This is a genomic window from Streptococcus sp. HMSC076H09 (assembly GCF_001811765.1).
Taxonomy (GTDB): Bacteria; Bacillota; Bacilli; order Lactobacillales; family Streptococcaceae; genus Streptococcus; species Streptococcus agalactiae.
Map to the genome: position 1 here is coordinate 1 of NZ_KV806596.1, position 15,234 is coordinate 15,234.

Here is a 15,234-nt window from a genome sequence, read left to right on the forward strand (position 1 = left end):
GGCCGCCGGTATACTTTAAAAGATAAGGTTTCTAGACCTTGTCTTTTTTGTATTGTACTGGTAATTTTGAGAAAAAGTTACTGAAAATTACTTATATTTGTTTTTCATTATTGCAATTGTTATTGAAGTTTTAAAACAAGCAGAAATAATAAGGAAATTTTTCAAGAGTTAGTGGAGACTCAACATTTTAAATGAAATTCAAAGAGGACTCCTAAATGTCATAGGTTCTGAAGTAATAAAAGTGTTTGTGAATGATAGATAGGTAGTATAAAATAATAAGATTTTTCAGTGTATATGTTACGACTAAAAAATTAAAATCGTGAAAATTGTTATACTAATATTAGTTTTAAAATACTGGTAAATAATAATTATTTTTATTAGATACTTGACATGGGAAGTTTATTTTCTAAGAAAAGAGAGCATGATGAAAAAATATGTAAAATGGTTAATTCCCATATCTATTATTGGGATGTTACTAGCAGGCTGTCAAATGAATAGTGAATCTAAAAGTCAGTCAAACGAAGTAAAAAATAGCAAACACTCAGCAGTAAAGAAAGATAAAAAAATGACAAAAAAAGAACAATTAGTTTATCTCAATGAGCATGAACAAGAAATAATTGATTTTGTAAAATCACATAACCAACAAATTGAGTCCGTTCAATTCGATTGGTCAGGTATAAAAGTAGAATAAAGTGGAAATGGAACTCCACAAGGGGGTGATTATAATCTTTCACTGAGAGGAAAGTTTAATCATCTACAAAATTCAAAATTAATAGTTGATTTTTATTTAGCTCATAAAAATGATATCCCAAATATCAAATCAATGGGAATGCTAAATAAGCCGTATATACATAAAAATGGTATTTGGCACATTTATGAATAGCTTGAATCATCCTATATAAAGTAATAGAATTTTTACCACAAGCAAGGTAGAGGAGAAGAATAATTGAGTAATTGGAACTTAGATAATTTTGATAACTTACATAGCTCTTTAGCAGAAAGTGCATATAATAGTCGACCTAATTCATTTCCTGAATTATTTGAGACTGACTCAGTAACAGAAGTAAAATTTTCTCAACCCTCAGAAGATAACAAAGGTCAAATCACACAGGGTGGCACTAACCTCCCCAATGATGGTATTGTCTACCTGCAACCAGATAAGTCCTTAAAATCTATTGATGAAAATGTAAAGGTTCGCGTTCCTGATGTCAATGGCGGTTATCACTCTGAGCATTGTGTTACTAATTCCTATCAGAAAGGTTACTGAAAGATGATGAAGCAGTAACTCTATAATCACTAAAAGCTCATCATTGCTTAGTGTTTAAGTTAACTTCTAAAACTCAAACCTTATTAAATCAAGATTTGTTTACTTTTAAAAGTGACATTTTATTTTTCTAAAAATGAGATTATTGGGATTCCTCATTATAAGTTACTTTGTTTATATGTACCTTTACTTAAGGGTTATTTTCATTATTTTTAATTTAATATTTTGGAGTATGTATGCTCCATTATAGTATTTTCGAAGACATCTTTAAAAGGACTGTAGAAGTTAAAATATTTTAACCTAATATCTAACGTCATATATTGGTACATAGTTTTAAGTATCCTTTTGATAACCTTGTACATATGAAATAGGCTAAATATTTTTAGTGAACTAAATGTAAGTTTATTGCTTGTATTAGGCGGGATAACAATATTGTTGTTTTTATTCTTTCTGAGTAATGGTTTATTAATTATGTAATTATTCTGGTATCAAATGATACTTTTAATATTCCAGTTTGTCAATAAATCATCAATGTAATTCTTTTCATCAAAAGCGATCCCTTTATCTGGTTGATTTAATATGTTAACTTGATGATTATTCTTCTTGCTTAATATATGGGATAATAATTATCTTAAATTGACACTTGGAGCATTCAATCACGAGATTGTAATAACTAAAAATTGTTTAAAATTTAAGGATGTATTTCTTGTTGATCTTACTATCTGATCTAATAATGGTATATAATAAGATTAAAATTTAAATATTGTCTGGAGATGTAGCAAAGGAGATAAAATGACTAAAATTTATCATATGATTTTATGTAATTCTGATATAATGAAGATTTTAGCTATAATAAAATCTCTTCCACTGAATGATTGTTGGCTGTGTGCTGGCACATTGAGAAACTTTATATGGAATAAACTTTCTGGAATAAATGAGACATTGACATCAGATATTGATGTTGTATTTTTTGATAAAAATATTTCTTATGAAGAAACGGTGGTATTAGAACAACAATTAAAGGATAACTATCCACAGTACGATTGGGAACTTAAAAATGAATTTTACATGAATACTCATTCTCCTAATACCCCAAAGTATACTAGCTCTAAAGATGCTATTTCGAAATTTCCTGAAAAGTGTACTGCAGTGGGAGCAAGGTTAGATGATAGAAATCAACTCGAACTTTACCTCCCTTATGGTGAAGAGGAAATATTAAATTTCATTGTTAGTCCTACGCCATATTTTGAAGAGGATCTATTACGTTATAATGTTTATTTGAAGCGAGTGGATAAGAAGAAATGGAATAATATTTGGCCTCGTTTAACAATCATAAAAAAATGATAACGTTACTGGAGTTGGCTTAACAGCTTTTAAATTTTTAGACTGACAAATAGTATAGACCTTTAATAAGGTCGTTTATCGATAATCATAGTGTACTGTGTTATAATCGTTATAGCATAAAAACACGTTGCAGTTGGTAGTCTGCAAGCGTTCAGTGAACGTCAGTAACCTTCCCTCCAGGTCGTCCATTGCAATTTAATATTTAAAGGAGGGGGCTGTATGAAAATGACAGTCTATTTTGATGGTAATTTTTGGTTGGGTTTGATTGAGTACGATGATGATGGTGATTACAAAGTTTTTCGGTATTTTTTTGGAAAAGAACCTAAAGATGATGATGTTTTTAATTTTATAAATCATAAACTTAATGATTTGATAAAAAAATATGAGTTTGTTAAAACGGATATTTCTCTAAAGCGTACGAATGAACACAAAAAAAGTCCTAAAAGAATGCAAAGAGAAATTAATAGAGAAAAACGTAAGCCAGTAGTATCTACAAAAGCGCAATTGGCGATGAAAACTATTCATATGAGTATAAAAAACGAACGTCAATTAAGTCAGAAATGTAAGAAAAATGAGTTAAGAAAGCATCGGTACCAATTAAAACAAGAAAAACGTTACCAAAAGAAAAAAGGACATTGATTGTGTCATCATATAAAAAGCTTGAGAGTGTCATCTCAAGCTTTTTATATGTTAACTAATATGAGTCACTAAATAGTCTGATAATGCTCAATTAATGTGTTTGGGGAAAAAATCATTTCCTTAAAGGACACCATTGTCATGTTGTTATCACCTTACTTTTTCTATACTTAGTATATGTTTAAGAAAGGAATAAGTTATTTTGAGAGATTTTGAGGAGTTGTTTGATAAAGTAAAGCCAATCGTAATGAAGCTGAGAAGAAATTATTTTGTTCAACTTTGGGAATATGATGATTGGATTCAAGAAGGGCGTATTGTACTTTTTAGGTTGCTTGAAGAACATCCGTATTTATTGGATAATGAAAGCAAACTATTCATTTACTTTAAAACAAAATTTTCAAATTATTTAAACGATGTATTAAGACATCAAGATTGTCAAAAGCGACAATTTAATAAAATGCCTTATGAAGAAATCAGTGAAGTTAGTCACTATGTTAAGAGTAAAGGACTAGTTTTAGATGACTATATTGCTTATCGTGATACTTTAACAAAAGTGGAAGAAACTTTGTCAGATATTGATAAAGAAAAATTTGAAAAACTGATTAGTGGTGAACGTTTCGCGGGGAAGAAACAATTCATACGAGATATTCAACCTTTTTTCAATGCTTTTAAAGCGGATTAATCGATTTTATTTCTGCAGTAGATAGCTGCAGAATTTTTTTATAGGGAAAGTTCGCTGATATATTCCTGTGAAAGCCTTTGTTTTTTGTTATAATATAATAAAATGCTTGTGAGGTGTCAGTATGAGTAAAGTTCGTTTATATATCGCTCGTCATGGTAAAACAATGTTTAATACAATTGGTCGCGCTCAGGGGTGGAGTGATACTCCTTTAACTACTTTTGGAGAACTCGGGATTAAAGAGCTTGGTTTGGGACTAAAGGCTTCAAATATTAGTTTTAAAGAGGCTTTTTCTAGTGATAGTGGACGTACTTTACAAACTATGGAAATTATTCTCAGGGAAGTGCAACAAGAAAATATTCCCTATACGAGAGATAAACGAATCCGCGAGTGGTGCTTTGGTAGTTTGGATGGAGGATATGATGGCGACCTTTTTAATGGCGTTCTGCCTCGAGTTTCAAACGGAGATATGAGCCATTTGACACACGAAGAAATTGCTAATTTGATTTGTCAAGTTGATACGGCTGGCTGGGCAGAACCGTGGGCAATATTGAGTAACCGTATTCTGTCAGGCTTCACTGCTATAGCTAAAAAAATAGAGGATATTGGGGGAGGTAATGCGATTGTTGTCAGTCATGGGATGACTATTGCGACTTTTTTATGGTTAATCGACCATAGTACCCCTCGTAGTTTAGGCATAGATAATGGTAGTGTCTCAGTCGTTGATTTTGAAGATGGAACATTTTCTATTCAATCTATTGGGGATATGTCCTATCGAGAAAAAGGAAGAGAAATTTTAGAAAAAACATTGCAATGAAAAAAAATAAAATTATCCGATTCAGTTTAGTTGGTGTTCTACTTGCGATACTATGCTTTAGTCTTTTTGCTTTATTGAAGCCTAACAGTCAACAATCATCATCTCAAAAGTTGAGGAATGAGGATATAAAAAAGATATCCTCTCAAAAAAGAAATAAGAAATTACAATTACCAGCTGTATCATCAAAAGATTGGAACTTGATTTTGGTCAATCGTGACCATAAACATGAAGAATTAAGTCCAGATGTGGTTCCTGTTGAAAATATTTATTTGGATAAACGTATTACGAAGCAAGCTACTCAGTTTTTAGAGGCTGCTAGAGCAATTGATTCACGAGAACATTTAATTTCGGGTTATCGTAGTGTTGCCTATCAGGAGAAGTTGTTCAATTCTTATGTTACTCAAGAGATGACTAGTAACCCTAATTTGACGAGGGGACAAGCAGAAAAGTTGGTAAAAACTTACTCTCAGCCTGCAGGTGCTAGTGAACACCAGACTGGATTAGCGATGGATATGAGTACTGTAGATTCTTTGAATGAGAGCGATCCTAGAGTAGTCAGTCAGTTGAAAAAGATAGCTCCACAATATGGTTTTGTCTTACGGTTTCCGGATGGTAAAACAGCAGAAACAGGGGTAGGTTATGAAGATTGGCATTACCGCTATGTTGGGGTAGAGTCTGCAAAATATATGGCCAAACATCATTTAACATTAGAAGAATACATAACTTTATTAAAGGAGAATAACCAATGAGGAAACGTTTTTCCTTGCTAAATTTTATTGTTGTTACTTTTATTTTCTTTTTCTTTATTCTTTTTCCGCTTTTAAACCATAAGGGAAAAGTAGATGCTAATTCTAGGCAGAGTGTTACCTACACCAAAGAAGAATTTATACAAAAAATTGTGCCAGATGCGCAAGATCTAGGAAAGTCGTACGGTATTCGTCCTTCATTTATTATTGCACAGGCGGCTTTGGATTCTGATTTCGGAGAGAAAATATTAGCTAATAAGTATCATAATCTGTTTGGTTTGCTTGCAGAACCAGGAACGCCCTCAATTACCTTAAATGATAGTAGTACAGGAAAAAAACAGGAAAAGCAATTTACTCATTATAAATCTTGGAAGTATTCAATGTATGATTACCTTGCTCATATAAAATCTGGAGCGACAGGCAAAAAAGATTCATATACTATAATGGTGTCTGTTAAAAATCCAAAAACTTTAGTGCAAAAATTACAAGATAGTGGTTTTGATAATGACAAAAAGTACGCTAAAAAAATGACGGAAATCATTGATTTGTATGATTTAACAAGATATGATAAGTGATATTAGCACTCTTTGAATAAGAGTGCTAATTTTTGATGTTTTTTCCTTGACTATCTTTTAAAAAGGAGTATAATAAAATCATAGTTAGCAGTCGATGTGTAAGAGTGCTAATTTCAGAAAGACCGAGAGGGGTGATGTTTTTGTGATTACACAACGTCAAAATGATATTTTGAATTTAATCGTTGAGTTATTTACACAAACTCATGAACCAGTAGGGTCTAAAGCTTTACAGAGAACGATTGAATCTAGTAGCGCCACTATTCGTAATGATATGGCAAAACTAGAGAAGTTGGGGTTATTGGAAAAAGCACACACTTCTAGTGGACGGATGCCGAGTCCAGCTGGTTTTAAGTATTTTGTAGAGCACTCCCTTAGACTAGATAGTATTGATGAGCAAGATATTTATCATGTTATAAAAGCTTTTGACTTTGAAGCATTCAAATTAGAAGACATGCTTCAAAAAGCTAGTCATATTTTATCGGAGATGACGGGCTATACATCCGTTATTTTAGATGTGGAGCCAGCTCGTCAACGTTTGACAGGGTTTGATGTTGTTCAGCTTAGCAACCATGATGCTCTAGCAGTCATGACTTTAGATGAATCTAAGCCAGTGACAGTGCAGTTTGCTATTCCAAGAAACTTTTTGACACGTGACTTGATAGCATTTAAAGCTATCGTAGAGGAGCGCTTGCTGGATGGTAGTGTCATGGATATTCATTATAAGTTGAGGACAGAAATTCCTCAGATCGTTCAGAAGTATTTTGTAACTACGGATAATGTTTTACAACTATTTGATTATGTTTTTTCAGAGCTGTTTCTGGAAACGGTATTTGTAGCTGGCAAGGTAAATTCTTTAACATATTCAGATCTATCAACGTATCAGTTTTTGGATAATGAGCAGCAAGTAGCAATTTCTTTGAGGCAAGGTCTGAAAGAGGGTGAGATGGCTTCTGTCCAAGTGGCAGATAGTCAAGAAGCCGCACTTGCAGATGTGTCAGTTTTAACTCACAAATTTTTGATTCCTTACCGTGGATTTGGACTCCTGAGTTTGATTGGTCCTATTGATATGGATTATCGTAGGTCTGTTAGTTTGGTAAACATTATCGGAAAGGTATTGGCTGCTAAATTAGGTGATTATTATCGATACCTAAATTCTAACCATTATGAAGTTCACTGATAATGGCAGTATTCAATAAGTTATTTAAAAGGAGGCACTCAGTGTCAGAAGAAATTAAAAAAGACGATTTACAGGAAGAAGTGGAAGCCACTGAAACTGAAGAGACAGTTGAGGAAGTTATTGAAGAAATTCCTGAAAAATCAGAGTTAGAACTCGCAAACGAGCGTGCTGATGAGTTTGAAAATAAATACTTGCGTGCTCATGCAGAAATGCAGAATATACAGCGTCGCTCTAGTGAAGAACGTCAACAACTTCAACGCTATCGTTCTCAGGATCTGGCAAAAGCAATCTTACCATCGCTTGACAATCTAGAACGTGCCTTGGCTGTTGAAGGGTTGACAGATGATGTTAAAAAAGGTTTAGAAATGACTCGTGATAGCCTTATTCAAGCACTAAAGGAAGAAGGCGTAGAAGAAGTAGAAGTCGACTCATTTGACCACAACTTTCATATGGCAGTTCAGACCCTTCCAGCCGATGATGAACATCCAGCCGATAGCATTGCAGAAGTCTTTCAAAAGGGATATAAATTGCACGAGCGTCTGCTAAGACCAGCGATGGTAGTTGTCTATAACTAAGGTAAATGAGTTTTCGTTTTTGTCCGTAATGACAGTAAACTAGATAGCAAGTTAGAAGCTATTCAGCTTGCTGATTAAACTATAGTGATTGCTTAGAATTGGAAGTAAAATAATTCGAGTGCTTACTAAGATAAATTGAAATAAAAAGTAATAAAGTATTATAAAATAAGAGGTATTAACATGTCTAAAATTATTGGTATTGACTTAGGTACAACAAACTCAGCAGTAGCAGTTCTTGAAGGGACTGAATCAAAAATCATTGCTAACCCAGAAGGCAATCGTACAACTCCTTCAGTAGTATCATTCAAAAATGGTGAAATTATCGTGGGTGATGCTGCAAAACGTCAAGCGGTAACAAATCCAGATACTGTTATCTCTATCAAATCAAAGATGGGAACTTCTGAAAAAGTTTCTGCAAATGGTAAAGAATATACTCCTCAAGAAATTTCAGCAATGATTCTTCAATACCTTAAAGGTTATGCTGAAGACTATCTTGGAGAAAAAGTAGAAAAAGCAGTTATTACTGTTCCAGCTTACTTCAACGATGCACAACGTCAGGCAACTAAAGACGCTGGTAAAATTGCAGGTCTTGAAGTAGAACGTATCGTTAACGAACCAACAGCAGCCGCACTTGCTTATGGTATGGACAAGACTGACAAGGATGAAAAAATCTTAGTTTTTGACCTTGGTGGTGGTACATTTGACGTATCAATCCTTGAATTAGGTGATGGTGTCTTCGACGTTCTTGCAACAGCAGGTGATAACAAACTTGGTGGTGACGACTTTGACCAGAAAATTATTGATTTCTTGGTAGAAGAATTCAAGAAAGAAAATGGTATTGATCTTTCTCAAGACAAAATGGCTCTTCAACGCTTGAAAGATGCTGCTGAAAAAGCTAAAAAAGACCTTTCAGGTGTAACTCAAACTCAAATTTCATTACCGTTCATCACTGCTGGTTCTGCTGGTCCTCTTCACTTGGAGATGAGCTTATCACGTGCTAAATTTGACGATCTCACTCGTGACCTTGTTGAACGTACGAAAACTCCAGTTCGTCAAGCTCTTTCAGATGCAGGCTTGTCATTGTCAGAAATTGATGAAGTTATCCTCGTTGGTGGATCAACACGTATCCCAGCAGTTGTTGAAGCTGTAAAAGCTGAAACTGGTAAAGAACCAAATAAATCTGTTAACCCTGATGAAGTGGTTGCCATGGGTGCTGCTATCCAAGGTGGTGTTATCACTGGGGATGTGAAAGACGTTGTACTTCTTGACGTAACACCATTGTCACTTGGTATTGAAACAATGGGTGGTGTCTTCACTAAATTGATCGACCGCAACACAACTATCCCAACATCTAAATCACAAGTCTTCTCAACAGCAGCAGACAACCAACCAGCCGTTGATATCCATGTTCTTCAAGGTGAACGCCCAATGGCAGCAGATAACAAAACACTCGGTCGCTTCCAATTGACTGATATCCCAGCTGCACCTCGTGGAATCCCACAAATTGAAGTAACATTTGATATCGATAAAAATGGTATTGTATCTGTTAAAGCTAAAGATCTCGGTACTCAAAAAGAACAACACATTGTTATCCAATCTAATTCAGGATTAACTGATGAAGAAATTGATAAAATGATGAAAGATGCTGAAGCAAATGCTGAAGCAGATGCAAAACGTAAAGAAGAAGTTGATCTTAAAAATGAAGTTGACCAAGCCATCTTTGCAACAGAAAAAACTATTAAAGAAACTGAAGGCAAAGGTTTTGATACAGAACGCGATGCAGCGCAATCAGCACTTGATGAGTTGAAAAAAGCTCAAGAATCAGGTAACCTTGACGACATGAAAGCTAAACTTGAAGCTCTTAACGAAAAAGCACAAGCTCTTGCAGTTAAACTTTACGAACAAGCGGCTGCAGCACAACAAGCAGCTCAAGGGGCTGAAGGTGCACAATCAGCTGATTCATCAAGCAAGGGTGATGATGTTGTAGATGGCGAATTCACTGAGAAATAATTATTAATATTGTTCAGATTCATTTGAATATAAGCATGAAAACTATACTAGCATAGTAAAGTTCTTCGTGATAGGGATTGCTCAATAATCTAGATAAGTTTCAGATTACATAAGCTAATTTCGCTATCACTAAATAAAAACATATTAATAATAAATAGGCGGGGCGCCTCGCTCCGTCTGTTTTATTAAGTGTCATATATATGTTAACTATTTAGAGCTGTAACTGGGCAAGAATAATTGTTAATCTCTTCAAGTGTAGTATATGAACAAAATATAAAGGATTAGATAATGAACAATACAGAATTTTATGATCGTCTTGGCGTTTCAAAAGATGCTTCTCAGGACGAAATAAAAAAAGCTTACCGTAGGATGTCTAAGAAATACCATCCAGATATTAATAAGGAAACGGGAGCAGAGGAAAAATATAAAGAGGTTCAAGAAGCTTATGAAACCTTGAGTGATACACAAAAACGTGCTGCCTATGATCAATATGGCGCTGCTGGGGCAAATGGCGGTTTTGGTGGCTTCGATGGTGGCGGTTTTGGTGGCTTCGATGGTGGTGGCTTTGGTGGTTTTGAAGACATCTTCTCAAGCTTTTTTGGTGGAGGAGGGATGCGCAATCCTAATGCACCACGTCAAGGAGATGACCTACAATATCGTGTTAATTTAAGTTTTGAAGAAGCTATCTTTGGAGCTGAAAAAGAAGTATCTTATAATCGGGAGTCATCATGTCATACTTGTTCAGGAAGTGGAGCTAAGCCAGGTACTAGCCCTGTGACTTGTCAAAAGTGTCATGGTTCGGGTGTGATTAATGTTGATACACAAACACCTCTAGGAACAATGCGTCGCCAAGTGACTTGTGATGTTTGTCAGGGTAGTGGTCAAGAAATCAAAGAGAAATGTCCAACATGTCATGGAACTGGTCATGAGAAGAAGACGCATAAAGTATCAGTTAAAATACCTGCAGGAGTTGAAACTGGGCAACAAATTCGTTTAACAGGACAAGGTGAAGCTGGCTTCAATGGTGGTCCTTATGGTGATCTCTTTGTTATTATTAACGTTCTCCCAAGCCAACAGTTTGAGCGTAATGGATCAACAATTTATTATACTTTGAAAATTAGCTTTGTCCAAGCTGCTTTGGGTGATACAATTGATATACCTACTGTCCATGGAGCGGTAGAAATGTCAATTCCTGCTGGTACTCAGACAGGAAAAACGTTCCGTCTTCGCGGAAAAGGTGCCCCTAAACTTCGAGGGGGTGGACAAGGTGATCAGCATGTTACTGTTAACATCGTAACTCCTACTAAATTGAATGATGCTCAAAAAGAGGCATTGCACGCTTTTGCAGAGGCAAGTGGAGATAAGATGGTACATCCGAAGAAGAAAGGTTTCTTTGATAAAGTCAAAGATGCTTTAGATGTTGATTAAAAAATAAAAGTCTAGAATCGAAAGTATTCTAGACTTTTTTGTAGTTATTGCTAGAGGGATTGCTTGAACCTAAATTTTACAGTACAATGAATCTAATATTGTAGGGGGACAATTTTTATGGTAACCAAAGTTGAAGAGATTCGCTCATATTTGATAGCTTCTATACAAAATGGTAAGTTGGCTCCAGGAGATCGCCTACCATCTATAAGACAGTTAGCTAATCAATTTTCCTGTAACAAGGATACAGTGCAACGAGTTTTGATGGAATTGCGTTTTGATAATTATGTCTATGCAAAGCCTAGGTCAGGCTATTACGTCTTTGATTCTCATGAAGAGGAAGTTGAAGAAGGGGTTAGTTTACCAAACTCTGAGATTGCAAATATAGCTTATGATGATTTTAGATTGTGTTTGAATGAGACCCTTATTGGTAGGGAAGATTACCTTTTCAATTATTACTATCGTCAAGAAGGTCTTCTTGATTTAAGTAAAGCGGTGGCTAAATTAATGGAAGAAACAGGGGTCTATGTTCCTCTTGATGATATTGTTATTACAGCTGGTACTCAACAGGCATTATTTATTTTGACACAGGTTACCTTTCCAAATCGAAAATCTCGAGTTTTAATAGAAGAACCGACCTATCCTCGTATGATTGAACTAATCAAAACACAAAATTTACCCTATGAAACTATCTCTCGAGGTACTCATGGAATTGATTTTCAGCGTTTAGAGGAGATTTTCCAGACACAATCAATTAAGTTTTTTTATGTTATACCTCGCATGCATAATCCTTTGGGAACATCCTATAATCCGGTAGAGATGAAAAGATTAATAGAGATGGCAGAGAAGTATGATGTTTATATTGTGGAAGATGACTATATGTCTGATTTTGCAAGTCAGTCACCATTACATTATTATGATACTCACGGGCGTGTTATTTATCTAAAATCTTTTTCAAAGGCTATTTTCCCTGCTTTAAGATTAGCTGCGATTTGTTTACCACAAGCTTTAAAATCAACATTTATGGCTTACAAGAAGTTGATGGATTATGATACTAATCTGATTTTACAAAAAGCATTAGCGCTTTATATTGAAAATGGCCTTTATGGTAAGAATAGTCAATATTTGAAATATCGTTATCAGAAAGACCTTGCAAATTCAAAATCTATTTTAGCTGATCAGCCTAATCTACCCCCATATAGTTTACATCACGATAGTGTATTATTTGATTGTTCGAAACTCGATAACTTCAAAATATTACGGCAATACGGCGATACTTTGGAAAATTATTTTTGTCAAAAATCGCATCAATCTCTCTTACAAGTAAAAAATGATTCCTGCTTAAAGCAGTTCTTGGGATCGTTGTAGTATAATTGTAGGGGGACAGTTTAAAATAGATATTATAGTTTTCATAAATGAAAGGTGGTAAAATAAACCCATGACAAGGTATAAGGCACAGATTTCTTATGATGGTTCAGCTTTTTCAGGCTTCCAAAGACAACCAAATTGTAGGACAGTTCAAGAAGAAATTGAGAGAACTCTTAAGCGCCTAAATAGCGGGAACGATGTGATAATCCATGGTGCTGGTCGCACAGATGCTGGTGTTCATGCTTATGGACAAGTTATTCATTTTGATTTACCACAGGCGCGTGATGTAGAAAAATTACGCTTTGGTTTAGATACACAGTGTCCAGACGATATTGATATTGTCAAAGTAGAGCAAGTGTCTGATGATTTTCATTGTCGATATGATAAACACATTAAAACTTATGAGTTTTTAGTAGATATTGGTAGGCCGAAAAATCCTATGATGAGAAACTATGCAACACATTACCCTTATCCTGTCATTATTGAGCTTATGCAAGAAGCTATTAAAGATTTAGTAGGTACCCATGATTTTACAGGCTTTACTGCTTCAGGTACGAGTGTAGAAAATAAAGTACGTACTATTTTTGATGCGAAAATTCAGTTTGAAGCGTCTAAAAATCTTTTAATTTTTACCTTTACAGGAAATGGTTTTTTGTATAAACAGGTGCGTAACATGGTTGGTACCCTGCTAAAAATTGGTAATGGACGCATGCCTATTAGCCAAATCAAAACAATTTTACAGGCTAAAAATCGGGATTTAGCAGGTCCAACTGCGGCAGGAAATGGTTTATATTTGAAGGAGATTATTTATGAAGACAAGGAATGTTTTAGCAATTTCAGGAAATGATATTTTCTCTGGCGGCGGCTTGCATGCAGATTTAGCAACTTACGTTGTTAATAAATTACATGGTTTTGTGGCAGTAACATGCTTAACAGCAATGTCAGATAAAGGGTTTGAAGTCATTCCTATAGAGGCATCTATACTAAAGCAGCAACTAGAAAGTTTAAAAGATGTAGAGTTTGGGTCTATTAAACTAGGATTGCTTCCCAATGTAGAAACAGCACAAGTTGTTTTGGAATTTGTAAAATCAAAACAAGAATGTCCAGTAGTCTTAGACCCAGTCTTAGTTTGTAAAGAAAATCATGATTTAGAAGTTAGCCAATTACGTGAGCAGCTAATTGCGTTTTTCCCATATGCTGATGTGATTACTCCTAATTTAGTAGAGGCTCAATTATTAACGGGTCTTTCGATTGAAAACTTAGATCAAATGAAAATTGCTGCTGAGAAACTTTACGATATGGGGGCTAAACATGTTGTTATCAAAGGGGGCAACCGTTTAAATGCTGAAGAGGCTACAGACCTTTACTATGATGGTGAACGTTTTGAAACCTATGTTTTTCCTGTAGTAGATGCCAATAATACAGGTGCTGGATGTACATTTGCGTCAAGTATTGCCAGCCAATTAGCTATGGGTAAAAATGTAGAAGATGCAGTCAAAATGTCTAAAGGTTTCGTCTATCAAGCTATTAAAGCATCGGATAAGTACGGAGTTGTCCAACATTTTTAGGAGATTTTAATGAGGAAAGAGAAAACTAGTCAATTGGTTCAATTGGCAATTGTAACAGCTATATCTATTGTATTGGGGATGTTTATAAGTATTCCGACACCAACAGGTTTTTTGACATTACTAGATGCTGGAATATTCTTTGCTGCCTTTTACTTTGGCAAAAAAGAAGGGGCTGTGGTAGGTGCCTTAGCTGGTTTTTTAATTGATTTATTGAAAGGTTATCCCAATTGGATGTTCTTTAGTTTATTGATTCATGGGGCGCAAGGGTATTTAGCGGGTTTATCAGGTAGAAGACGTCTTTTAGGTCTTATTAGTGCAACTCTTGTTATGGTATTAGGTTATGCTATAGCTAGTGGATTGATGTATGGTTGGGGAGCTGTTCTACCAGATATTCCTGGCAATATTATGCAAAATATGGTTGGTATGGTCGTTGGTTTTGCTCTTAATAAGTCTCTAGAAAGAGTGAAGAAATGATACTAGATTATAATAAGTTAAAGCAGGAAACTAAAGCTATTGTAGTTGATATTATTGAACGTAGCGCTCTTAAAAAAGGTCAAATTTTTGTACTAGGTCTATCATCTAGTGAGGTTTCTGGTGGTTTAATTGGAAAAAATTCTAGTTCTGAAATTGGTGAAATTATCGTTGAAGTTATCCTCAAAGAGTTACATTCACGCGGCATCTATTTAGCAGTTCAAGGTTGTGAACATGTTAATAGAGCGTTGGTTGTTGAAGCAGAATTGGCTGAACGTCAACAGTTGGAAGTCGTTAATGTTGTTCCTAATCTACATGCTGGCGGTAGTGGTCAGGTTGCAGCTTTTAAGTTGATGACATCACCAGTTGAGGTTGAAGAAATTGTGGCACATGCTGGAATTGATATTGGAGATACTTCTATTGGAATGCATATCAAGAGAGTACAAGTTCCCTTGATTCCAATTAGTCGTGAGTTGGGAGGAGCACACGTTACAGCACTAGCTAGTCGTCCTAAATTAATTGGCGGTGCTAGAGCAGGATATACGAGCGATCCAATCCGTAAATTTTAAAATAAACCTC

16 protein-coding genes and 1 pseudogene are annotated in these 15,234 nt (G+C 35.0%); all 17 read left to right on the top strand.

All coding sequences use genetic code 11. From position 1 onward, the window contains the following. Positions 1 to 424: 424 nt before the first annotated feature. Positions 425 to 883, top strand: a pseudogene (locus HMPREF2818_RS10280) (hypothetical protein). Between the two features lie 63 nt (positions 884 to 946). Beyond that, positions 947 to 1,267 carry a hypothetical protein gene (locus HMPREF2818_RS02400; protein ID WP_000073533.1) on the top strand — a complete coding sequence of 107 codons (321 nt, stop codon included), beginning with the start codon at positions 947 to 949 and terminating at the stop codon, positions 1,265 to 1,267. A gap of 789 nt (positions 1,268 to 2,056) precedes the next feature. Then, positions 2,057 to 2,608 (top strand): nucleotidyltransferase family protein, encoded by a 552-nt coding sequence (locus HMPREF2818_RS02405; protein ID WP_000161847.1) that lies wholly within the window; start codon positions 2,057 to 2,059, stop codon positions 2,606 to 2,608. Positions 2,609 to 2,827: 219 nt separating this feature from the next. Then, the gene (locus tag HMPREF2818_RS02410) at positions 2,828 to 3,247 is read left to right on the top strand and encodes a YjdF family protein (protein WP_000784700.1); all 420 of its coding nucleotides are present in this window, start codon (positions 2,828 to 2,830) and stop codon (positions 3,245 to 3,247) included. Positions 3,248 to 3,446: 199 nt separating this feature from the next. Then, entirely contained in the window at positions 3,447 to 3,926 is a 480-nt protein-coding gene (locus HMPREF2818_RS02415; RefSeq protein WP_001204194.1) for a sigma-70 RNA polymerase sigma factor region 4 domain-containing protein, read from the top strand. Between the two features lie 121 nt (positions 3,927 to 4,047). Continuing rightward, a complete protein-coding gene (locus HMPREF2818_RS02420; protein WP_000049271.1) occupies positions 4,048 to 4,740 on the top strand; it encodes a histidine phosphatase family protein in 693 nt (230 codons plus the stop codon). Next, positions 4,737 to 5,489, top strand: a complete 753-nt coding sequence (locus HMPREF2818_RS02425; protein WP_000739660.1) for a M15 family metallopeptidase — start codon at positions 4,737 to 4,739, stop codon at positions 5,487 to 5,489. Before HMPREF2818_RS02420 ends, HMPREF2818_RS02425 begins: the two co-directional genes overlap by 4 nt. Beyond that, positions 5,486 to 6,061, top strand: a complete 576-nt coding sequence (locus tag HMPREF2818_RS02430; protein ID WP_001231504.1) for a glycoside hydrolase family 73 protein — start codon at positions 5,486 to 5,488, stop codon at positions 6,059 to 6,061. Before HMPREF2818_RS02425 ends, HMPREF2818_RS02430 begins: the two co-directional genes overlap by 4 nt. Positions 6,062 to 6,203: 142 nt before the next feature. Beyond that, positions 6,204 to 7,238 (top strand): heat-inducible transcriptional repressor HrcA, encoded by a 1,035-nt coding sequence (hrcA, locus tag HMPREF2818_RS02435; protein WP_011074698.1) that lies wholly within the window; start codon positions 6,204 to 6,206, stop codon positions 7,236 to 7,238. 2 nt (positions 7,239 to 7,240) lie between these two features. Further along, positions 7,241 to 7,813, top strand: a complete 573-nt coding sequence (gene grpE, locus HMPREF2818_RS02440) for a nucleotide exchange factor GrpE (protein ID WP_001865751.1) — start codon at positions 7,241 to 7,243, stop codon at positions 7,811 to 7,813. A gap of 180 nt (positions 7,814 to 7,993) precedes the next feature. Further along, positions 7,994 to 9,823 carry a molecular chaperone DnaK gene (gene dnaK, locus HMPREF2818_RS02445; protein ID WP_000034648.1) on the top strand — a complete coding sequence of 610 codons (1,830 nt, stop codon included), beginning with the start codon at positions 7,994 to 7,996 and terminating at the stop codon, positions 9,821 to 9,823. 288 nt (positions 9,824 to 10,111) lie between these two features. Beyond that, positions 10,112 to 11,251: a molecular chaperone DnaJ gene (gene dnaJ / locus HMPREF2818_RS02450; RefSeq protein ID WP_001066286.1), complete on the top strand. Its 1,140-nt coding sequence runs from the start codon at positions 10,112 to 10,114 to the stop codon at positions 11,249 to 11,251. A 117-nt stretch (positions 11,252 to 11,368) separates the two neighbouring features. Beyond that, a complete protein-coding gene (locus tag HMPREF2818_RS02455) occupies positions 11,369 to 12,616 on the top strand; it encodes an aminotransferase-like domain-containing protein (protein WP_000256875.1) in 1,248 nt (415 codons plus the stop codon). Positions 12,617 to 12,686: 70 nt separating this feature from the next. Then, positions 12,687 to 13,463: a tRNA pseudouridine(38-40) synthase TruA gene (gene truA, locus HMPREF2818_RS02460; RefSeq protein WP_000199165.1), complete on the top strand. Its 777-nt coding sequence runs from the start codon at positions 12,687 to 12,689 to the stop codon at positions 13,461 to 13,463. Then, positions 13,426 to 14,184, top strand: coding sequence for a bifunctional hydroxymethylpyrimidine kinase/phosphomethylpyrimidine kinase (locus HMPREF2818_RS02465; RefSeq protein ID WP_000857670.1), 759 nt, complete (start codon positions 13,426 to 13,428; stop codon positions 14,182 to 14,184). The genes truA and HMPREF2818_RS02465 overlap by 38 nt, the downstream gene beginning before the upstream one ends. 9 nt (positions 14,185 to 14,193) lie before the next feature. Continuing rightward, positions 14,194 to 14,658: an ECF transporter S component gene (locus HMPREF2818_RS02470; protein WP_070508660.1), complete on the top strand. Its 465-nt coding sequence runs from the start codon at positions 14,194 to 14,196 to the stop codon at positions 14,656 to 14,658. Beyond that, entirely contained in the window at positions 14,655 to 15,224 is a 570-nt protein-coding gene (locus HMPREF2818_RS02475; RefSeq protein ID WP_000599671.1) for a TIGR01440 family protein, read from the top strand. Before HMPREF2818_RS02470 ends, HMPREF2818_RS02475 begins: the two co-directional genes overlap by 4 nt. Positions 15,225 to 15,234 lie beyond the last annotated feature (10 nt).